At 76.6% G+C, this 19,696-nt stretch carries 16 protein-coding genes; 8 read left to right on the top strand and 8 right to left on the bottom strand.

The window, feature by feature from the left end:
* The first annotated feature begins 63 nt into the window (after positions 1–63).
* Positions 64–1,155 (top strand): hypothetical protein, encoded by a 1,092-nt coding sequence (locus HDA31_RS05700; protein WP_178066046.1) that lies wholly within the window; start codon positions 64–66, stop codon positions 1,153–1,155.
* On the opposite strand, the gene HDA31_RS05705 is transcribed toward HDA31_RS05700, so the two are convergent.
* The 5 genes from HDA31_RS05705 to HDA31_RS05725 form a co-directional block, all read right to left on the bottom strand.
* Complete coding sequence (locus HDA31_RS05705; protein WP_219825137.1) at positions 1,085–1,963, bottom strand: ABC transporter ATP-binding protein; 879 nt, start codon at positions 1,961–1,963, stop codon at positions 1,085–1,087. The genes HDA31_RS05700 and HDA31_RS05705 overlap by 71 nt on opposite strands.
* Entirely contained in the window at positions 1,960–3,036 is a 1,077-nt protein-coding gene (locus tag HDA31_RS05710) for a FecCD family ABC transporter permease (RefSeq protein ID WP_219824949.1), read from the bottom strand. Before HDA31_RS05710 ends, HDA31_RS05705 begins: the two co-directional genes overlap by 4 nt.
* Positions 3,033–4,082 carry an iron chelate uptake ABC transporter family permease subunit gene (locus tag HDA31_RS05715; protein WP_083302629.1) on the bottom strand — a complete coding sequence of 350 codons (1,050 nt, stop codon included), beginning with the start codon at positions 4,080–4,082 and terminating at the stop codon, positions 3,033–3,035. Before HDA31_RS05715 ends, HDA31_RS05710 begins: the two co-directional genes overlap by 4 nt.
* Positions 4,079–5,017, bottom strand: coding sequence for an ABC transporter substrate-binding protein (locus HDA31_RS05720; protein ID WP_074474642.1), 939 nt, complete (start codon positions 5,015–5,017; stop codon positions 4,079–4,081). Before HDA31_RS05720 ends, HDA31_RS05715 begins: the two co-directional genes overlap by 4 nt.
* Positions 5,018–5,080: 63 nt before the next feature.
* Entirely contained in the window at positions 5,081–5,932 is an 852-nt protein-coding gene (locus HDA31_RS05725; protein WP_178066044.1) for a siderophore-interacting protein, read from the bottom strand.
* Positions 5,933–6,181: 249 nt separating this feature from the next.
* On the opposite strand from HDA31_RS05725, the gene HDA31_RS05730 reads away from it, so the two are divergent.
* Entirely contained in the window at positions 6,182–6,556 is a 375-nt protein-coding gene (locus tag HDA31_RS05730) for a VOC family protein (protein WP_178066043.1), read from the top strand.
* A gap of 91 nt (positions 6,557–6,647) precedes the next feature.
* On the opposite strand, the gene HDA31_RS05735 is transcribed toward HDA31_RS05730, so the two are convergent.
* Both HDA31_RS05735 and HDA31_RS05740 read right to left on the bottom strand, forming a co-directional pair.
* On the bottom strand, positions 6,648–7,289 hold the full coding sequence (locus HDA31_RS05735; RefSeq protein WP_178066042.1) for a response regulator: 642 nt from the start codon (positions 7,287–7,289) through the stop codon (positions 6,648–6,650).
* Positions 7,286–8,557, bottom strand: a complete 1,272-nt coding sequence (locus HDA31_RS05740) for a sensor histidine kinase (protein WP_178066041.1) — start codon at positions 8,555–8,557, stop codon at positions 7,286–7,288. Before HDA31_RS05740 ends, HDA31_RS05735 begins: the two co-directional genes overlap by 4 nt.
* Positions 8,558–8,709: 152 nt before the next feature.
* Between HDA31_RS05740 and HDA31_RS05745 the strand changes: the two genes are divergently transcribed.
* Positions 8,710–9,459, top strand: a complete 750-nt coding sequence (locus tag HDA31_RS05745) for an ABC transporter ATP-binding protein (protein ID WP_178066040.1) — start codon at positions 8,710–8,712, stop codon at positions 9,457–9,459.
* Positions 9,456–12,026 (top strand): ABC transporter permease, encoded by a 2,571-nt coding sequence (locus tag HDA31_RS05750; RefSeq protein ID WP_178066039.1) that lies wholly within the window; start codon positions 9,456–9,458, stop codon positions 12,024–12,026. Before HDA31_RS05745 ends, HDA31_RS05750 begins: the two co-directional genes overlap by 4 nt.
* Before the next feature lie 195 nt (positions 12,027–12,221).
* Here the strand turns inward: HDA31_RS05750 and HDA31_RS05755 are convergent, their stop codons facing one another.
* Positions 12,222–13,394 (bottom strand): acyl-CoA dehydrogenase family protein, encoded by a 1,173-nt coding sequence (locus tag HDA31_RS05755; RefSeq protein WP_246384085.1) that lies wholly within the window; start codon positions 13,392–13,394, stop codon positions 12,222–12,224.
* A gap of 406 nt (positions 13,395–13,800) precedes the next feature.
* Here HDA31_RS05755 and HDA31_RS05760 point away from each other — a divergent pair, with 406 nt between their 5' ends.
* The 4 genes from HDA31_RS05760 to HDA31_RS05775 all read left to right on the top strand — a co-directional run bounded on the left by HDA31_RS05760 (position 13,801) and on the right by HDA31_RS05775 (position 19,616).
* Entirely contained in the window at positions 13,801–16,065 is a 2,265-nt protein-coding gene (locus tag HDA31_RS05760; protein WP_178066037.1) for a sensor histidine kinase, read from the top strand.
* The gene (locus HDA31_RS32875; RefSeq protein WP_246384082.1) at positions 16,055–16,717 is read left to right on the top strand and encodes a response regulator transcription factor; all 663 of its coding nucleotides are present in this window, start codon (positions 16,055–16,057) and stop codon (positions 16,715–16,717) included. Before HDA31_RS05760 ends, HDA31_RS32875 begins: the two co-directional genes overlap by 11 nt.
* A gap of 215 nt (positions 16,718–16,932) precedes the next feature.
* Positions 16,933–17,862: an LLM class F420-dependent oxidoreductase gene (locus tag HDA31_RS05770; protein ID WP_178066036.1), complete on the top strand. Its 930-nt coding sequence runs from the start codon at positions 16,933–16,935 to the stop codon at positions 17,860–17,862.
* Between the two features lie 128 nt (positions 17,863–17,990).
* Positions 17,991–19,616 (top strand): hypothetical protein, encoded by a 1,626-nt coding sequence (locus tag HDA31_RS05775; protein WP_178066035.1) that lies wholly within the window; start codon positions 17,991–17,993, stop codon positions 19,614–19,616.
* The last annotated feature ends 80 nt before the right edge of the window (positions 19,617–19,696 follow it).

Genomic DNA, 19,696 nt, shown 5'->3' on the forward strand with positions numbered 1-19,696 from the left:
GGTAGCGGGTCGCCGCGATCGTGGTGGGGTTGCTCCTGGGTCGGTTCTGGCCGGGGCGTTGGCGTGGCGACCGCAGCGACGGAGACCACATCCGGCGGGTCGCGCGTCGTCCAACTCCGCGCAACGGCTCGGCGCGGCGGATCGTTAGAGAACGACGTGGGCGCTGTCGTTCGGAAGGTCTTCGGCGTGGCGGCCGTGGCCGTGGCCGTGCTTGCAGCGTGCGGCGCGGTCGCCGAGCCGCCAGCCGGCTCACGACCGGCTCCAGCGCTGACCCGGGCAACCGGAACGCCGGCTGTCGAGTCAGGCTGGACGTCCTGCGCGGTCGATGCGCCCGAAGCGGAGGCTGGCCCATCGACCGGGGCCCTCACCCTGCCCCGCCTCGGCGTCGGCTTCGCGGCCACGGCGGCGGTCATCTGCCGACAGGAGCGGACCCGACGCCCTGACGGCGGCACCGACCTGGTCCTCACCGAGGGCCGGTCCACCGAGCTGACGGCCCTGCTCGCGGCCCTGCGTCTGCCTGACGGCCGGACCATCGCCGACGCCTGCACCCTGGAACTCCCGCTGGTGCCGAACCTGCTGCTGTTCGACGCGTCAGGCCGGTGGATCCGACCGGGGCTGCCGGTCGACGGCTGTGGCAAACCCCTCCCCGAGGTCTTGCAGGCGGTCCGGGGCCTACGACTGAGCAGCACGTTTCGGGCCGTCGTGCGGGAGGTCGAGTCGGCGGGGGCGGCCGCCTCGGGCTGTGGCCAGTCCTGGTCGGACATGGTCGCCACCGAGACCGGCCAACAGGGCAGCCGGCCGCGTGCCGGTCGCACCGTGCCGCCCTTCCCGCCGGCCGCGCCGCTGCGGCTTTGTGTGTTCCGCGTGCCGGCAGACCAGCAGGGCGCGAGTAAGCCCGCCGGCTCGTTCGCGTACGGGCGTCCGGTCCCGCCCTCGGCACGGGAAGCGCTGCTGCGTTCGCTGGCCGCGCTACCCCCGGCCGCGCGGTGCGCGGGCGCTGCCGACAGGTTCGCCGTGCTGCGGGCCAGCGACGGCACGGGCGGCGAGCTGTACGTGGAACTCGACCACTGCCGACGTGTCCTGGTCAGCCGGTCGGCTGGCCCACCGACCCTTGCCCAGGCGGACGGACCGCTTCTCGAACTCCTCGCGAAGTAGCGGGTGCCCGGCCGGTGAGCCCCGGTTCCCGGGTGTCGGCCGGCACGACCAGCGGCGCGCCGGTGACCGGGTCGGGGACGACCTGGTTCGGCATCCCGAAGACCTCGGTGACGAGTCCGCTGCCGACCGTCGTGGCGGGCGGGCCCTCGGCCACGATCCGTCCGTCGCGCATCGCCACGAGGTGGGTGGCGTACCGGGCGGCGTGGTTGAGGTCGTGCAGCACGGCCACGACGGTGCGACCCTGGGTGACCAGGCGGTGCAGCACGTTGAGCACGTCGATCTGGTGGGCGACGTCCAGGTAGGTGGTGGGCTCGTCGAGCAGCACGAGCGGCGTCTCCTGGGCCAGCACCATGGCGATCCAGGCGCGTTGCCGCTGCCCGCCGGAGAGCTCGTCGGCCCGGCGGTCGGCCAGGTCGGTCGTGCCGGTCGAGTCCAGGGCCGCTTCGACGGCCGCCTCGTCGGCCCGGGAGAAGCGGCGGAGCACCCGCTGGTGGGCGTAGCGGCCCCGGCCGACCAGCTCCCGGACGGTGATCCCCTCGGGCGCGGTCATGGTCTGCGGCAGCAGCGCGAGCCGGCGGGCGCGTTCCTTCGCCGGCAGGGCGACCAGGTCCGAGCCGTCCAGCAGGACCCGGCCCGCGGCGGGGCGGAGCAGCCCGGACAGCGCCCGCAGGAGCGTCGACTTGCCGCACGCGTTCGGGCCGATGAGCACGGTGAACGAGCCGTCCGGCACCGCGAACGACAGCTCCTCGCTGACGATCCGCTGGTCGTAGCGGAGGGTGACGCGTTCCGCGCGGAGCCGGGCGTTCAGTTGGTCGACCATCGGTTCCTCCTGAACTCGTGGACGAGCAGCCAGAGCAGGTACCCGCCGCCGAGGGTGACCGTGACGACCCCCACCGGCACGGTCAGCGGGATCACGTGCTGGGCGACCAGGTCTGCGCCGAGCAGCAGCGCCGCCCCCACCCCGGCGGTGGCGGCGAGCGGCAGGCCCGGTGCCCGGACGAGCCGGCGGGCGATCTGCGGGGCGGCCAGGGCCACGAAGGAGATCGGGCCGGCGACGGTGGTGACGGCGCTGACCAGGACGACCGCGACCAGGACGAGGGCGGCGCGGTCCCGGTCGACCGCGACCCCGCTGGCGGCGGCGACGTCGTCGCCCAGCTCGAGCTGGGCCAGGGCCGCCGCCCACAGGGGGGTGACCGCCAGCAGCGCCAGGACCACCCCGGCGGCGGGCCAGACCACCTCGGCGGTGGCGGTGTTGAGGGAGCCGGCGCCCCAGGCGGCGGCGAAGAGCGCCGTCTCCAGGTCGGCGCGGAGCAGCAGCCAGGTGTTGGTGGCGGCGAGCATCGAGGAGACCCCGACCCCGACGACGATGAACCGGAACCCGGAGAGGCCGTCCCGGTAGGCGAGCAGGTAGATCGCCAGGGCGGCCAGCAGGCCACCGGCGAGCGAGCCGAGCATCAGCAGGTGCCAGCCGCCGCCGAGCAGCAGCAGGGCGATCAGCATGCCGCAGAACGAGCCGTTGGCCAGGCCGATGATGTCCGGGCTGGCCAACGGGTTGCGGGTGATGGTCTGGAAGATCGCACCGGCGACGCCGAGCGCCGCGCCGAAGGCGATGGCGGCGGCGACGCGGGGCAGCCGCCACTCCAGCACGACGGTGCGGGTCAGCCCGCCGGTCCGGCCGCCGAGCACGCCGAGGACCTCGTCGAAGCGGAGCGGGAAGTCGCCCAGCCAGAGGCCGACCACCGCCAGCGCGGCGACGACGAGCGCGGCGACGGCGCAGACGGCGGCCTCGCGTACGCCGACGGCCACGTGGGCGCGGTCGGTGCCGAGCACCAGCCGGCGACGGCCGGCGGCGCGGCGGACCGGCCGGCTCCCGGCGCTCACAGCGCGGTGGCCCGTCGCCGCCGGGCCAGCGCGATCAGCACCGGCGCGCCCACGAACGCGGTGACGATGCCGACCGGCATCTCGCTGGGCAGGACGGCGATCCGGCCGAGCACGTCGGCGAGCAGCACCAGGATCCCGCCGGCCAGCACGGAGCCGGCGAGGATCCGGCGCTGGTCGGTGCCGACGCCCCAGCGCACCAGGTGCGGCACCACGAGCCCGACGAACGAGATGGGGCCGGCGACGGCGCTCGCCCCACCGGCGAGCAGGGTCACCGCGCCCAGCACGAGCAGCCGGGTCCGGACGAGGCTGACGCCCTGCGCGGCGGCGAGGTCGGGGCCGAGCGCGAGCGCGTTGAGGCTGCGCGCCGCGACCAGCGCCGCGACCAGCCCGGCCACGATCAGCGGCAGCACCGGCAGCACCACGGCGGTGTCGCGTTCGAGCAGGCTGCCGGCGTTCCAGCCGCGCATCCGGTCGAAGGTGTCGGGGTGGGTGAGGGTGACCGCGGTGGTCAGCCCGGACAGCACCGCGCCCGCCGCCACGCCGGTCACCAGCAGCCGGGTGGGGGTGGCCCGCAGGTCGGCGGCGCCGCCGACGGCGTACACGGCGAGGGCGACCAGGAGCGCGCCCAGCAGGGCGAGCCACATGTAGCCGGCCGGCGAGGTGATCCCGAAGAAGGCGATGCCCACGGCGACGAACGCCGCGGCTCCGGCGTTGACGCCGAGGATGCCCGGTTCGGCGAGCGCGTTGCGGGTGAACGCCTGCATCAGGGCGCCCGCGAGCCCGAGCGCGGCGCCGACCAGCAGCCCGGCCAGGGTGCGCGGCAGGCGCTGCCCCCAGACGACGTACTGCGCGGCGTCGGTGCCGGCGCCCCGCAGCGCCGCCCAGACGTCCGACGGGGGCACCGGGTTCGCGCCCACGAAGATCGACAACACCAACGACCCGAGGAGTACGGCGACCGCGCCGGCCAGCCACCGCCGGGTGGTACGGCGACGCGCGGCACGGCCGTGGACCGGCCGTGCCGCGCGGGCGGATGCGGTGGTGGTCAACTCGACGCGGCGAGGATGCGTTCGAGGTCGTCGAGGACGGCCTGCCCGCCGACCGTGCCGACCCCGGTGATCCAGAAGGACTGGTCGACCAGGTGCAGGCGGGGGAAGGCGGCGGCGTTGGCGCTGACCGAGGCCGGGATGGTGCTGCGGTCGTTGACGTCGACGGTGGTGACGAAGACGTGGTCGGCCCTGGCCTCCAGCACCCGCTCGGGGGAGACGTCGACCGAGATGGAGTTCTCCCAGTCGCGCTTCGGGGTGGTGAAGCCGACGCACTCCAGCGTGCTGCCGGCGAACGAGGTGGGCCCGTACAACGTGAGGACGCCGTCGCGGGGGCGGATGAGCTGCGCGGTCTTGCCGGCGGTGCCGAACTTCTTGGCGATCTCCGCGCACCGCTGCTGGTAGCCGGTGAGCAGCTTGCCGGCGGAGTCCGCGCCACCGAGCGCGGTGGCGGTGAACGTCACGTTGTCCTGCCACGGGTCGGCCTGGGACGCCATGAAGACGGTCGGGGCGACGTCGGTGAGCTGGTCGTAGAGGGCGGAGTGGCGGGACTCGGTGCCGATGATCAGGTCGGGCTTGAGGGCCGCGATCTTCTGCACGTTGGGTTCCTGGACGGTGCCGACGGTGGTGATGCCGGCGGCCTTGTCCCCGAGGTACTTGGGCACCCCGGCGGCCTCGTTGAGCACGGCCGCGCCGACCGGGGTGATCTCCAGGGCGATGGCGGTGTCGAGCTGCACCGGTTCGAGGACGACGACCCGGGTCGGCGTGGCCGGCACGTCGGTCTTGCCGCGCGCGTGCTCGACGCTTCTGGTGTCGCCGACGCTGCTCGCCGGGTCGGAGTCGGCGGAGCCGCAGGCGGCCACGACGAGCGCCGTCGCCGAGGCGACCGTGAGGGCGAGGAGACGTCGGCGGGCTGTTCGAGGGGGTGTCGAGCGCATGGTGCAGGTTCCCGTCTGGTGACTTACGGTGATGTCAGGGTGGTAGGATTAGGTTAGCGTAACCTAATCTGCGATCTCCTCACGGGTGGGGCGGTCGTGCCAGTACCCCTGCGTGTGGACCCGCTCGGGGGCGATGTGCGCCTCCGTGAAGAGCCGGCGCAGGTGCGCGATCCTGCTACTCTCCGTAGCTGCCCAGGCGTAGAAGCGGCTGCCCGCCCCGGCCGCCGCCGCGCCGTGCTCGGCCAGCCAGTCGCCCACCATGGCGGCCAGCGCCGTCCCGCCCCGGGCCCCGTCGCGCAGCCCGACCTCGACCGAGTGGCCGGCGGTCACGTCGTCGAGGGCGGCGGCGTCCGCCGCCGTGCCGGCCTCCAGCAGGACGGTCGCCCGCACCCCCGGCCCGAGGCTGGGCAGGATGCCCCGCACCGCCGGGTACGCCGTCTCGTCCGCCGCGATCAGCACCCGCGTCGCCGGCCCCGGCTCCCACTGCACGCCGTAGCCGGGCTGACCGGCCCGGACGTGCGGACCCGACAGGATCAGCCGGTCGCCCGGCCGGGCCCCCGCCGCCCATGTGCTCGCCGGGCCGTGCGGCTGGTGCAGGTAGAAGTCCAGGTCCAGCTCGCCCGCTGCCGGCCGGGTCCGGTATGCGGTGTAGCTGCGCAGCAGTGGCCGTTCGCGGTCGGGCGTGGACCGCCACTCGCGCCGCCACCCCTGCTCGGGCAGCCCCGCCCGCAGCCCGGCCGGGTAGTCGCCGCCGACCGGCAGCATGATCTTGATGCGCTGGTCGCGCTGGTGCGGGGCCAGCTCCCGCAGTCGTTCGTCGCCGAGCGTGACGCGGACGAACCCGGGCGACAGTCGCCGGGTCGCCGTCACGGTCGTCTCGAACAGCACGTTGGGCGAGTTGCGGAAGGTCGACATGCCTGCAAAGGTTAGCCTAACCTGACCTCCGACTCGGCGGCCGGTGTTGTCTGCGCAATCCGCCCCCGGTAGCGTCACCGATCGTGAACACCGGACCGGCATCTCGCCACGCACGGATCGGCGATCCGGTGGAGGGCTGACCGCACGGCGGGTGCCGGCAGGGCACCCCCGAGGCTCGGCACGTGGACCTCCCGGCGGCCTGCGCACCGCAGGTCCCCCGTCCGCGTCGAGCACCGCGAGGCCAACCGAATGACCGTCACGTTCAACCACACCATCATCGCCGCCAGGGACCGCGAGGAGTCGGCCCGCTTCTTCCGCCAGTTGTTGGAGCTGCCGGCAGCGCCGTCCTGGGGCGTGTTCACCAACATCCAGCTCACCGACGGCGTGCTGCTCCAGTTCGCCGAGCCGCCGGTGGAGATCCAGATGCAGCACTACGCGTTCCTGGTCGACGACGACCTGTTCGACCGGGCGTACGCACGGCTGTGCGAGCAGGGCATCGAGCACTGGGCCGATCCGCAGATGCGCCGCCCCGGCGAGACCAACACCGAGCACGGCGGCCGGGGCGTCTACTTCAAGGACCCGGCGGGCCACGCCATCGAGCTGATCACCCGCCCCTACCTGTAGCCGGAGGGTCCGGCGGCCGGGCGGCCCGTCCACCGCCCGGCCGCCGGCCCGGGTGACCGGCGCCCCGGGCCAGCCGGTGACCCGCTCGCCGTCAGCCCACGAGGCGGCGTTCCCAGGCCCAGGCGGCGATCTCCACCCGGTTGCGGGCGTCCAGCTTCGCCTGCACGCTGCCGAGGTGCGTCTTGACCGTGCCGACGGAGATGAACAGCTTCGCGGCGATCTCCGCGTTGGTCGCGCCCCGCGCCACCAGCCGCACCACGTCCAGCTCCCGCGGTGACAGCCCCGCCGGGTCGGGGCGCGCCGGCTCCGGCGGACTGAGCTGCCGCAGCAGTCGTACGGTGATCGACGGGCTGATCAGGGCCTCGCCGGAGACGGCGGCCCGGACCGCCTCCACCAGCAGGGCGGGGCCGGAGTCCTTCAGCAGGAACCCGCACGCGCCGCTGCGCAGCGCCGCGTGCACGTACTCGTCCAGGTCGAAGGTGGTCACCACGACCACCCGCACCGGGTCGACGACGCCGGGGCCGGCGAGCCGGCGCAGGGCGTCCAGCCCGTTCAGCCTCGGCATGCGGATGTCCAGCAGCACGACGTCGGGGCGCAGCCGGCGGGCCAGCTCGACCGCCTCGACGCCGTCGGCCGCCTCGCCGGCCAGCTCCATGTCCGGCTGCGCGTCGATGATCATCCCGAACCCGGTGCGCACCATCGCCTGGTCGTCGGCCACCAGCACCCGGATCACCGGCCGCCCTCCCCGCCCGCGGGCCCCCGAGCCGCCGGGCCGGAAAGGCCCCGCCCGGCAGGCGACCCGCCGCCCAGCGGCAGCGTCGCGTCGACCAGCCATCCGCCGTCGACGCCGGGACCGGCCCGCAGCCGGCCACCGAGCGCGCCCACCCGCTCGGTCAGCCCGGTCAGCCCGAACCCCGGCCGGCCGCCGCGCTGCCCCCGCCCGTCGTCGGCCACCCGCACCGACAACCACTGCGGCGTACGGCTGACCAGCACGTCCACCCGCCGTGCCCCGGTGGCGTGCCGCCGGACGTTCGTCAGCGCCTCCATCACCACCCGGTAGGCCGACGTGGTCACCTCGACCGGCAGGTCGCCGAGCGGCCCGTCGGCGTGCAGGTGGGCCGGGACCGGGCCGGCCGCGGTGAACGCCGTCACCAGCTCCGCGAGGTCGGCCGCCCCGGCCAGGGGCGTCACCGGGACGTCTGCCGGCCCGCCCTGGCCGCGCAGCATCCCGATCATGCGGCGCATCGCCGTCATGGCCTCCGCGCCGGCCCGCTCGATCTGCTCCAGCGCGGCGACGGCCCGCTGCGGGTCCCGCTCGGCGACGTAGCGCGCGCCCTGGGCCTGCACCACGATCCCGGTGACGTGGTGGGCGACGAAGTCGTGCAGGTCCCGGGCGAACTCGGCGCGCTGCTCGGCGCGTACCGTCGCGAGCTGGCGCTCCCGGGCGGTCTCCGTGAGCCGCAGGTACATGCCGGCGGCGGCGGCCCCGGCCGCGAGCAACGCGTAGGCCATGCCGATGATCAGGTGGTCGGCGTCGACCTCGGCGCGCAGCGGCAGCGCGGCGGCGGCGAGGCCGGTCGCGGCCACGGCGGCCAGGGCGGGCAGCGGGGCGGCCCGCCGGGCCAGCACGAAGACCACCCCGAGCAGCCCGGCCGACTCGGCCAGCCCCCACAGGTGGGCCGATTCCCGCACCGGCACGCGGCCGTCCAGGCCGTAGGTGCCGCGCAGGGTGGCGCACGCGATCGTCGTCGCCAGCGACCAGGCCGCCACCGCGCCGCCGGCCGCCGCCAGCCGGCGGGAGCCCTGCCGGTGGGCGGGCAGCCACACCGCCGCGGTGGCGACGGCCAGCGCGACCTGCGCCAGCGCGACCGGCACGGCCAGCGCGCCGTCGACGGGGAAGATCCGGCCGCCGACGACGTCGACCAGGCCGAGCAGGGCCATGCCGGCCAGGGCGGCGGCCTGCCCGGCCCGCCGCCACCCGCCGCTGAGGGTTCCGGTCATCGCATCCCACCGTAGCCACCCGGCCGGGCCGGTGGATCTGCCGAAAGTCGGAGCCGGCGGGCGCGGACCCGACTCCGGACGGATGCGCCGCCGGCCCCCGTGCCGGGAGGCTCGGCGGCGTCCCGGTGACCGGCACCGGAGGTGGAGGAGACATGACGACGCACCATCCCGACCCCACGGCGGCCGTCGCGGCGGTCGACCTGGTCAAGGTGTACGGCAGGGGAGCCACGGCGGTACGCGCCCTCGACGGCGTGACGGTGGGCTTCCGCCGCGCCGCGTTCACGGCGATCATGGGCCCGTCCGGCTCCGGCAAGTCCACCCTCATGCACTGCCTGGCGGGCCTCGACCCGGCCACCTCCGGGCAGGTGCTGCTCGGCGGCACCGACCTCGGCCGGCAGTCCGACCGGGTGCTGACCCGGGTCCGCCGGGAGCGCATCGGGTTCGTCTTCCAGTCGTTCAACCTGCTGCCCCAGCTCACCGCCGCGCAGAACGTCACCCTGCCGCTCGACCTCGCCGGGCGCGGCGTCGACCGGGAGTTCCTCGACCACGTGGTGGACGCGCTCGGCATCGGCGACCGGCTGGCGCACCGCCCCAGCGAGCTGTCCGGGGGCCAGCAGCAGCGGGTCGCCCTCGCCCGGGCCCTGGTGTCCCGCCCCGAGGTCGTCTTCGCCGACGAGCCGACGGGCAACCTCGACTCCCGCGCCGGCGCCGAGGTGCTCGGCCTGCTGCGCGACTGCGTGCGTACCCTCGGGCAGACCGTCGTCATGGTGACCCACGATCCGGTCGCCGCCGCGTACGCCGACCGGGTGGTGCTGCTCGCGGACGGCCGGGTCGCCGGCGACCTGGCCGAGCCCGACCGGGGCGCGGTCACCGCCGCCCTGCACGGCCTGGCGGCCCGGTGAGCCGGCGTGCCGTGCTGCTGCGCGCGCAGCTCGTCGAGGCGGCCCGCCGCCCCGCCCGGACGCTGCTGACGGGCCTGGCCGTGATCGTCGCGGCGTTCGTCGTGTTCGGCACCGTGCTGGCCTACCAGGTCACCGAGCGGACCGTGCTCGCCGGCTTCAGCGGGACCCCGGCGGCGGCCGACCTGGTCGTCACCGGCGGCGACGGCGTCTCCCTGCGGACGCTGGACGCGGCCCGCCGGCTGCCCGGCGTCGCCGAGGCGGTCGGCCGCACGGACGCCTTCCACGAGTTCGCCGACGACCGGGGCGCGGGCCTGTCCGTGTACGCCGACCCCGGTGCCGGCCCGCTCGCCACGGCCCGCGTCGTGCAGGGGCGGTACCCGGCCACGGCGGGCGAGCTGGCCGTCACCCGGCGCACCGTCGACCGGCTCGGGCTGGCCGTCGGCGGCACCGTGCGGCTCGCGGGCGTCGCGCCGGACCGGCCGGTCGGGCTGACCGTCGTCGGCGTGGTGGACGCGCCGGACGACTCGGGGGAGGCCGCCTACACCACGGACGCGTTCGCTGCCCGGCTCGGCGGCTCCGACCAGCTCCGGCAGGTCGAGGTGCGGCTCGCTCCCGGCGCCGACCCCGACGCCGTGTCCGCCGCGCTGACCCGCGCCGCGTCGGCCTCCGGTGCGTCGGCTCCCGGTGCGTCGGCAGGCCCGTCCGACCGCGCCGGTGACGGCGTCGTCGTCCGCACCGGGGCGGAGGCCCGCCGCGCGGAGGCCGACGAGGTCAGCGGGCGTGTCCAGGACCTCTTCGCCCTCGTCACGATGTTCGTGGCGATCGCCGTCGTGGCGGCGGTGCTGGTCGCCACCTCTACGTTCCGGATCGTCTTCGCCCAGCGGATGCGGCAGCTCGCCCTGCTGCGCGCCGTCGGGGCGCCCCGCGCCGGCCTGTTCGGGGCGCTGGTCGTCGAGGGGGCGGGCACCGGCATCGTCGCGGGCCTGGCCGGCGTGCTGGCCGCGTACGGCGTCGGGCACGGGCTGCCGCCGGTGCTGCGGGCGTTCGGCCTCGCCGTGGCCTCGCCCGGCCACCCGATCGCGGCGGCGGTCGCCGTGGCGCTCGGCGCGGCCCTGGTCACGGCGCTGGCGGTGCTCGCCCCGGCGGTCACCGCCGCCCGGGTCGCCCCGCTGGAGGCGCTGCGCACCGCCAGCACCACGGCCGGCCGGCGCGGCATCGGCTGGGCGCGCGCCGGAGCCGGCGTCCTGCTCGCGGCCGGCGCGGTGCTGGCCGCCCTGCTGGTGGCGAGCCGGCTGCCCGGCCCCGACACGGAGAACTACGACCCGGTGGGGCCGCTGCTGGCGATCGTGGCGTCCGGCGCGCTCGCGTACGCCGCGCTGGTGGCCCTCGGCCCGCTGCTGGTGCGCCCGGTGCTGGCCGTCGTCGGCTGGCCGCTGCGCCGCCTCGGCCCGCTCGGCCGGCTGGCCGTCGGCGGGGTCGGCGGGGCGCCCCGCCGGGCGTCGGCCGTCAGCGTCGTCGTCGCGCTCGGGGTCACCCTGGTCGCGGGCGCGCTCGTCGGCAGCGCCTCGCTCGGGGCGCTGCTCAAGCGGGAACTCGCCGGCATGGCGCCGGCCGACGTCGCCGTGACCGCCCGGGGCGACGGGCCGCTGCCGGCCGGGCTCGTGCAGCGGGTCCGGGGCATCGGCGAGCTGGACCGGGTGGTGCCGTACCGCAGCAGCCCCGACGTGCGCGTCGCCGGCGCGGAGGTCGACGGGCTCACCGCCACCGACCTGGACCTGCGCGCGTTGGCCACCTGGGCGGACTTCGGCGCGAGCGCCGGCCGGCTCACCGACGCCGGCCCCGGGCGGGTGGTGCTGCTGCGGTTCCTCGCCGAAGAGGCGGGCGCGCGGCCGGGCGACGAGGTGACCGTCACCCGGGGCGACCGGTCGGTGCGGCTGCGGGTGGCCGCGACCATGGCGAACACCCCGGTCGGCGCGGGGCTGCTGGTCGACCCGGCGGACCTGGACCGCCTCGGTGTGCCGGCCGGCCCGACCGGACTGCTGGCCGACGTGGCGGGCGACGACGAGCAGGCCCGCACGGCGGCGGTGCGGGCCCTGCGCGCCGCCGGCGGTCAGCAGGTGGGCATCGTCGTGACCGCCGACGACCGCGACGAGCTGGACGGCCAGCTCGGCGCGCTGCTGGGGGTGCTGCTGGGGGTGCTGGGCCTGACCGTGGTCGTCGCCGTGGTCGGCGTCGGCACCACCACGGCGCTGTCCGTGGTGGAACGCACCCGGGAGTCCGGCCTGCTGCGGGCCGTCGGGATGTCGCGTCGCCGGCTCGGGGCGATGCTGACGGTCGAGGCGGGCCTGTACGGCGTCCTCGGCGCGGCCCTCGGACTGCTGCTGGCGTTGCCCTACTCGTGGCTGACCGTCGCGGCGCTGGGCCAGGACGCGCCCGTCGAGTTCCCGGCGGGGCAGCTCGCCGGGGTGGTGCTGGCCCTCGCGGTGGCGACGGCGCTCGCCGGGCTGCTGCCGGCGCGCCGGGCGGCCCGGGTGAGCCCGGTGGCCGCCCTGGGCGCCGGCGACTGACCCCACCGGTCCCGGCCGGCCCGCGCCTGGTCGGGACCGGTCGGGCCTGGCCTGGTCCGCGCCGGGGCGTGCCTGGCCGCGCCTGGTCGGGCTTGGCCGGGGCGTGCCTGGTCGGGCCCGTCGTGGGCCTGGCCGCGCCTGGCCGGGGCACGCCTGGTCGGGCCCGCGCCGGGCCGCCGTCGTGGGCCCGGCGTGTCAGTAGGCGAGCTCGACCGGGCGGCCGAGCAGCTGGCTGCCGTTGTTGCCCAGCCAGCCCTCGGCCGCCGCCGCGTGCTGCGAGAACGTGTGGATGTCCCGGAACCGGCGCTGCACGGGCGAGGAGTCCCGTGCCGCGCCGCCCCCGGCCGCCCGGTAACAGGCGTCCACGGCGGCGGTGGCGATCTCGGTGACCCAGGGCAGGCTGGCCGAGATGCGCGGCTGCAACCCAGCGAGCGCGACCGGACCACCGTCGTGCGCCGCCCGGAACAGGTCGTCGGCCAGCGACCGCAGCAGCGCCCGGGTCGCCCGGACGTGCAGGTCGGCCCGGCCCAGCCGCTCCCGGAAGGCCGGCGAGTCGGCCAGCGGCTGCCGGGCGTAGAGCCGCCGTCGGTCGCCGTCGAGCAGGGCGACCGTGTCGTCCAGGGCGCCCTGGGCGATCCCGACGGCCACCGCGCCCAGGTGCAGGACGAACTGGGCCAGCGGCGCGACGAAGCCCGGCCCCGGCACGCACGGCACGCCGGCGAACAGGTCGAAGCTCCGCTCGACCGGGCAGTAGACCCAGTCGGCCCGCACGTCGTGACTGCCGGTGCCGCGCAGCCCGAGGGCGTGCCAGGTGTCCGCCACCGTCACCTGCCCGGCCGGCAACAGCATCGAGCGGACCTCCACCGGCTGGCCGGCCGGGCCGGGCAGCGGCTGACCGTCGCCGGTGAGCACGCAGTTACCGAAGATCCAGTCGGCGTGCCGGGATCCGCTGGCGAACGCCCACCGCCCCGTCACCTGGAACCCGCCGTCGGCCAGCTCCGCCCGCCCCTGCGGGGCGAAGCCGCCGGCCACCACGACGTCGGGGCCGTGGGCGTACAGCTTGTCGAACTGGTCCCGGGACAGCATCGCCAACAGGTGCGGGGTCTCCGCGCCGATCATCACCGTCCAGCCCGTCGACCCGTCCGCGCGGGCCAGCGCCTCCAGCACCGTCAGCCCGGTGTGCGGGTCGGCGTCGTACCCGCCGTGGCTGCGCGGCACGAACATCCGGAAGCAGCCGGCGGCCCGCAGCCGGTCGAGCAGGTCGACGGGCAGCTCCCGGGCCGCCTCGATCTCCTCCGCCCGCCGGGCCAGCTCCGGGGCCAGCTCCCGCACGGCCCCGGTCAGGCGAATCCGGTCCTGGTCGTCCACTGTGGCCTCCTGCTCACCCCTGACCCGCGACGCCCCTGCGACGCCACGGTCCGCGACGCCGACGTCGACGCCCTCGGCACAGACGGTCCGTCGCCCGACGTCCCGGCGGGAAGGGACAGCGGTACCGGCGGTCCGGGCCCGCGGCGCGCTGCGGAAGTTCCCGACCGGCCGGGACGGCACGCACCAGGCGCCCGGGACACCGGGACCGGCATGCTCGAACGGGCTCGGGCCGTCGCCGGCAGCGCGCTCCGCCGGTCCGCCCGCCAGCCGCCAGATCCCGGAGGTTCCCGTGCCCGTCAGCGGCCACCCCGTCCCCGCCCGCCGGTGGACGACTGTCGCGGGACCGACAGCCGCCCTGGAGCAACGGGCCATCGGCAACCGACGATCCGGCTGACAGGATCACGTCATGCTGGCCGACCCGCCGCCGCGTGCCCGCCCCGTCCCGGGCGCCGGCGACGACCACCGCCGCCCGGTCGCCGCCCGGGCCGTCGCCGTCGTCTGCGCGCTGCTGTTCACCGGCACCGCGCTGTGCTGGGCGCTGGCCCACCGCCCGTGGGGGCTGGCCCAGCTCTACTTCCTCGTCGACTTCACCGACTGCGCCGTCTACGGGGCGGTGGCCTGGCTGGTCCTGCTGCGCCGGGGGCACCCGGTCGCCTGGCTGCTGGCCGTGACCGGGATCGGCGGCGGGGTCTCCGCCCTGGGCGCCCAGTACGCCGACCTGCTCCGGGTGCACCCCGAGCTGCCCGAGCTCACCTGGCTCACCTCGGCCCGGCACTGGGGCTGGGCGCCGGGCATGCTGTCGCTGATCGTGGTGCTGCCGTGGCTGGTGCGGGAGGGGCGGCTGCCGGCGCCGGCGCGGGCGGCGGTGACGACGGGCGCGGTGGTCGTGGCCGCCTTCGAACTGGGCCAGCTCACCTGGCCCGGCCCGGGTGCCACCGGCTCCACGTCGCCGCTGCCGATCCGCAGCGCCGCCTGGGCGACGCTGGTCGAGCTGGCACTGCCCGTGCTCGCCGCCCTGGTGCCGGTGCTCGGGCTGGTCGCCGCCGGTGGGCTGCTGTGGCGGCGACGGGTCGCGTCGACCACCGAACGGGTCGGGCTGGGCTGGCTCGCCGTGGGCACGGCGCTGCTCGCGGTCAGCTTCGCCCCGGTGGCGCTGCCCCCCGACCGGGCGCACCTGGTGCCGCCCTGGCTGCCGCCGACGGGCATGCTGGCCGCCCAGGCGTTCTTCCCGGCCGCCGTGCTGGCCGTCGTGCTGCGGCAGCGGCTGTGGGGGATCGAGATCGCCGTCCGCCGTACGCTGGTCTGGTTCCTGCTGACGTTCCTGCTGGTCGCCGCGTACGTCGTCGGGGTGACCACCCTGGACGCCCTGCTCCCGGCCAGCCGGGCGGTGCCCGGGGTGCTGGTCACGGCCCTCGTCGCCGCCGCCGTGCAGCCGGGCCGCTGGTGGGTGCAGCGGCGGGTGGACCGGCTCATCCACGGTGCCGCCGCCGAGCCGCTCGGGGTGGTCCGGGGCGTGGGGGACCGGATCAGCGCCAGCGAGGACCCGGCCGACGTGCTGACCGGGGTGGCGCGGAGCCTCACCGACTCGCTGCGGCTGGGCGCATGCGGCATCGAGGTGGACGGCCCGGAGCCCTGCACCGCCCACTGCGCCTCGACCGGGCCGGTTGGTGAGCCGCTGGTGCTGCCGCTGCGGCGGGGCGAACGGGAGGTCGGGCGGCTCACCGCGTGGGCGCGGGCCGGCGAGCGGCTCGACGGGCGTACCCGATCGGCGCTGGTCGACCTGGCGCCCGTGGTCGCCTCGGCGGCCAGCCTGGCCGCCACCAGCCGGGCGCTGGTGGCCTCGCGGTCCCGGCTGGCCGAGGCCCGCGACTCGGAACGCCGCAAGCTGCGCCGGGACCTGCACGACGGCCTCGGCCCCACCCTCGCCGGGGTGGCGCTCGGCCTCCAGGCGGCCCGCAACCTGCTCGGGGTCGACCCGGCCGCCGCCGGTCGGCTGCTGGACCGGCTGCGCGACGAGACGGACCAGGGCGTCGAGCAGGTCCGTGACCTGGCCCGCGGCCTGCTGCCGCCGGTCCTCGGCGAGCGCGGGCTGGCCCCCGCCCTGCACGAGCTGGCCGGGCGGTACGACGGCTCGGGGCTGGCCGTGCAGGTGGACGCCCCGCCGCTGCCGCTGCCCGAGCCGGTGGCCACCGCCGTGTACGGCATCGTCGCCGAGGCCGTCCGCAACGCCCAACGGCATTCGGGTGCGTCGGTCTGCACGGTGCTGGTCGAGCGCGACGCCGACGGGCTCGCCGTGCGGGTCGCCGACGCCGGGCGGGGCATCGGGGCGGGCATTGCGGCCGGGGTCGGCATGCTCTCGATGCGGGAGCGGGCCGAGGGGATCGGCGGGGTGTGCGCGGTCGGCCCGGGTCCGGACGGCGGGACGGTCGTCAGCGTGCACGTGCCCGCCGACCGGCTCCCGCCGCCCCCACCGCCCCTGGTCGGGCTCCCGGCCGGCGGTGTGCGGCCGGTGGGCGGTGCGCCGCCGGTGGACGCCGCGGTGGGCGGTGCGCCGCCGGTGGACGCTCCGCGCCTGGAGGGCGGTCGGCTGCCGGTGGACGCCGCGGTGGATGGTGCGCGGCCGGTGGGGGCCGCGTCGGGCGGGTCGGGGGTGACCGTTCGTGGGCGGTGACGAGGGGGCGATCCGGGTGGTGGTCGTCGACGACCATCCCGTGTTCCGGCTCGGCATGACGGCGCTGCTGGCGTCGACGCCGGGGCTGGAGGTCGTCGGCGAGGCCGCGGACGCCGACGAGGCCCTCCAGGTCGCCGACCTCACCCGCCCGGAGGTGATCATCATGGATCTCCATCTCGGCGGCGGCCGGTCCGGCGTGGAGGCCACCCGCGAGATCGTCGGCCGGCACCCGGGGACCGGGGTGCTGGTGGTGACGATGCTGGACGACGACGACTCCGTCTTCGCCGCGCTGCGCGCCGGGGCGCGGGGCTACCTGCTCAAGGGCGCCGCGCCGGGCGAGGTGGACCGCGCCGTCCGGGCGGTGGCCAACGGGGAGGTGCTGCTCGGGCCGGTGGTGGCGAGCCGGGCGATCGGCTTCCTGGCCGGGGGCCGGGCGAGCGGCCCGACGCCCTTCCCCGGGCTGACCGACCGGGAGCGCGAGGTGCTCGACCTGGTCGCCCAGGGGCTGAGCAACCTCGTCGTCGCCCGCCGCCTGACCCTGAGCCCGAAGACCGTCCGCAACCACCTGTCCAACGTGCTCGGCAAGCTCCAGGTCGCCGACCGCAGCCAGGCCATCCGGCGGGCCCGCGAGGCCGGCCTCGGCCAGCCCTGACCCGCCCGCCCCACGGGCGTCTCCCCTGCGGCGGGTGCCACCTGCCGGGCGGGTGGTCTGTCATCCACCCGGCGCGGGCGTCGCGGGGCGGACCCCGGGCGGCCCCGGGCGGCCCCCGGGTGGCCCCGGGGCAGGTCCGGGGCGTGAGAGGGGTCCCCTTCTCTACCGGAGGCGTTAACAAGGGGCCCTTCCTTGCGACTCCCTATGCTCGGGGGATGGAACTGCGGATCTTCACCGAACCCCAGCAGGGCGCCACCTACGACCAGCTCCTCGCCGTGGCCCGCTGCGCCGAGGACGCCGGCTACGGCGCGTTCTTCCGGTCCGACCACTACCTGAAGATGGGCTCGGTCAGCGGCGACCCCGGCCCCACCGACGCCTGGACCACCCTCGCCGGCCTGGCCCGGGACACCTCCCGGATCCGGCTGGGCACGCTGATGACGGCCGCCACCTTCCGGTTCCCCGGGCCCCTCGCGATCACCGTCGCGCAGGTCGACCAGATGAGCGGCGGGCGGGTGGAGCTGGGCATCGGCGCCGGCTGGTTCGCCGAGGAGCACAGCGCGTACGGCATCCCGTTCCCGCCGTTGGGGGAGCGGTTCGACCGGCTGGAGGAGCAGCTCGCCGTCATCACCGGGCTCTGGGAGACCCCGGCCGGTGAGACCTTCGACTTCGCCGGGCGCTACTACCCGGTGCAGGGTTCGCCGGCCCTGCCGAAGCCGGTGCAGCAGCCGCGCCCGCCGATCCTGCTCGGCGGGAAGGGGCCGAAGCGCACGCCGCGCCTCGCGGCCCGGTACGCCGACGAGTTCAACCTGCCGTTCGTCTCGGTTGAGGAGACGGCCGCGCAGTTCGAGCGGGTCCGGGCCGCGTGCGCGGAGATCGGCCGGGACCCGGCCGGGATGAACTGGTCCAACGCCCTGGTGCTGTGCTGCGGGCGGGACGAGGCGGAGGTGCGGCGGCGGGCCGAGCGGATCGGGCGGGAGCCGGCCGAGCTGCGCGAGAACGGCCTCGCTGGCACCCCCGCCGAGGTCGTCGACACGATCGGCCGGTTTGCCGAGATCGGCAGCGGCCGGATCTACCTCCAGGTTCTCGACCTGGCCGACCTGGACCACGTCGAGCTGGTGGCCGCCGAGGTGATGCCCCAGCTCTAGCGGCCACCCGGCGGGGACCCGGCCCCCGGCGGGGGACCCGGCCGTCGGCGCGAGTTCGCCGGATCCGCTGACACCGGGGCCCCGCTGATGGAACCTGCGAGGGGAGCTTCGGGCGGAGGTGGGGGCGCGTGGGCCGCAGGCAGGTCTGGCTGCTCGTCCTCACCGGCCTGTTCCCCACCGTCGAGGCCGTCGTGCTCGTGGCGATGGGCTTCGTGGCCGCCGAGGGGCTCGCGCCGCAGACCGGCGCGGTCTGGCCGTACGACACCTACCACGACCTGCGGTGGATGTTCGTCTACCACCAGTCGTGGCCGGAGTTCCTGACGACGTTCTGGCTGGTGGTGCTGGCCCGCACCGGTTACCACGTCCTCATGGTGCGGCTGGCGTGGCCGGACGGGATGCCGATGCCGTCGGTGCCCTGGATGCTCCGGCGGGGCTTCGTCCTCGTCGTGGTGGTCACGGTCGTCGTCGCGCCGTGGGCGGTGATCTCGGTGGCCGCGTCGGTGGTGGCGTTGTCCTGGGTGCTGCTCGCGTCCCTGCTGCCGATGTTCCTGATCGCCCCGTTCATGCAGCGGGCCGCCATGGTCCGGGTGTGGTGGGGCGGGCTGCCGTCGGTCCGGCTGGTCGGCTGGTCGCTGCTGAACCTGGTGGCGCTCACGGTGGCCGGCGCGGTGGCGTGGAGCGTGCCGAGCTGGTGGACGGTGCTGGTGGCCGCCGTGGCGGGCGTGGTGAACGGGCTGCTGTGGATCCGGATCCTCCGGGTGGCCCTGCTCGCGCCGCCGCCGAGGTGGGCCCGGGTGCCCGTGACGCCGTTCGTGGTGCTGGTCGCGTTCACCGTGCCGGTGCTGATCCCGCTGGCGGTGGACGCGGTGCCGGCCAGCCTGCGGGCCGAGCGGGTGCTGCTCGACCGGCCGCTGCCACCGGAGATCACCCAGGCGGTGGTGGTGCTGGCCGGCTACGGCTCCGCGTACGGGGGCGTGCGGCCGGACGACCCGAGGGTGGAGTGGTTCTCCTACCGGGGGCTGGGCCCCGACGGTGAGCCCCTGCCCTACGGGCCGACGGACACCACGATCTCGATGGCCGAGAGCGTGGAGCTGCTCGCCGCGCAGGTGGAGCGGCTGCACCGGCGTACCGGACGGAAGGTGGCCCTGGTCGGGGAGAGCGAGGGGGCGCTCGTGGCCCGCACCTACCTCGCCCGGCGGCCCCATCCGGCGGTCGACGCGCTGGTCATGTTCAGCCCGCTGGTCGGGGCCGGTCGGGCCTACTATCCGCCGCCGGGCGCGCGCCGGGGGTGGGGCCTGGTCACCGGCTGGTACCTGCGGGCCCTCTTCGAACCCGTCCGCCTCACCGGCGGGCCCGGCAAGGGGCCGGACGAGCCGTTCATCCGGTCGCTGCTCGACGACGCGCCGTTCTACCGCAACCGGTTCATGTGCCCGGTGCCCGGCGTGCGGATGGTCGCCTTCCTGCCGTACACGACGGCCGCCGAGGCGCCGCCGGGCGACTACACCGGCATCCCGGTCTTCCAGACCGTGGGCGTGCACGGCGGCCTGCTCGACCGGACGCAGGTCCGGGACAACCTGGTCGCCTTCCTCGCGGGCGCGCCGGTGCAGCGGACCCGGCCCGAGTACACGCTGATCCAGCGGCTCACCGCCGGCTGGCAGGCGCCGCCGCTGGACATCTCGGCCAATCCGGCGTGGGCGGACGTCCGGGAGCCGGATCCGGCGTTCACCGGCCGGGTCTGCGTGCCGGGCCGGTGACCGGCGGGGGCGTCCGGGCGGGTCTGCCTGCCCGGCCGGTGACCGACAGGAGCGCCGGGTCGGGCCCGGCCGGTGGGGGC

Origin of the sequence: Micromonospora carbonacea (assembly GCF_014205165.1) — a bacterium.
GTDB classification, from domain to species: domain Bacteria; phylum Actinomycetota; class Actinomycetes; order Mycobacteriales; family Micromonosporaceae; genus Micromonospora; species Micromonospora carbonacea.

Coding starts and splice junctions, on each gene's coding strand:
- HDA31_RS05720 (WP_074474642.1), bottom strand. CDS start 5,017: ATGCGCTCGACACCCCCTCGAACAGCCCGCCGACGTCTCCTCGCCCTC.
- HDA31_RS05725 (WP_178066044.1), bottom strand. CDS start 5,932: ATGTCGACCTTCCGCAACTCGCCCAACGTGCTGTTCGAGACGACCGTG.
- HDA31_RS05730 (WP_178066043.1), top strand. CDS start 6,182: ATGACCGTCACGTTCAACCACACCATCATCGCCGCCAGGGACCGCGAG.
- HDA31_RS05740 (WP_178066041.1), bottom strand. CDS start 8,557: ATGACCGGAACCCTCAGCGGCGGGTGGCGGCGGGCCGGGCAGGCCGCC.
- HDA31_RS05745 (WP_178066040.1), top strand. CDS start 8,710: ATGACGACGCACCATCCCGACCCCACGGCGGCCGTCGCGGCGGTCGAC.
- HDA31_RS05760 (WP_178066037.1), top strand. CDS start 13,801: ATGCTGGCCGACCCGCCGCCGCGTGCCCGCCCCGTCCCGGGCGCCGGC.
- HDA31_RS05770 (WP_178066036.1), top strand. CDS start 16,933: ATGGAACTGCGGATCTTCACCGAACCCCAGCAGGGCGCCACCTACGAC.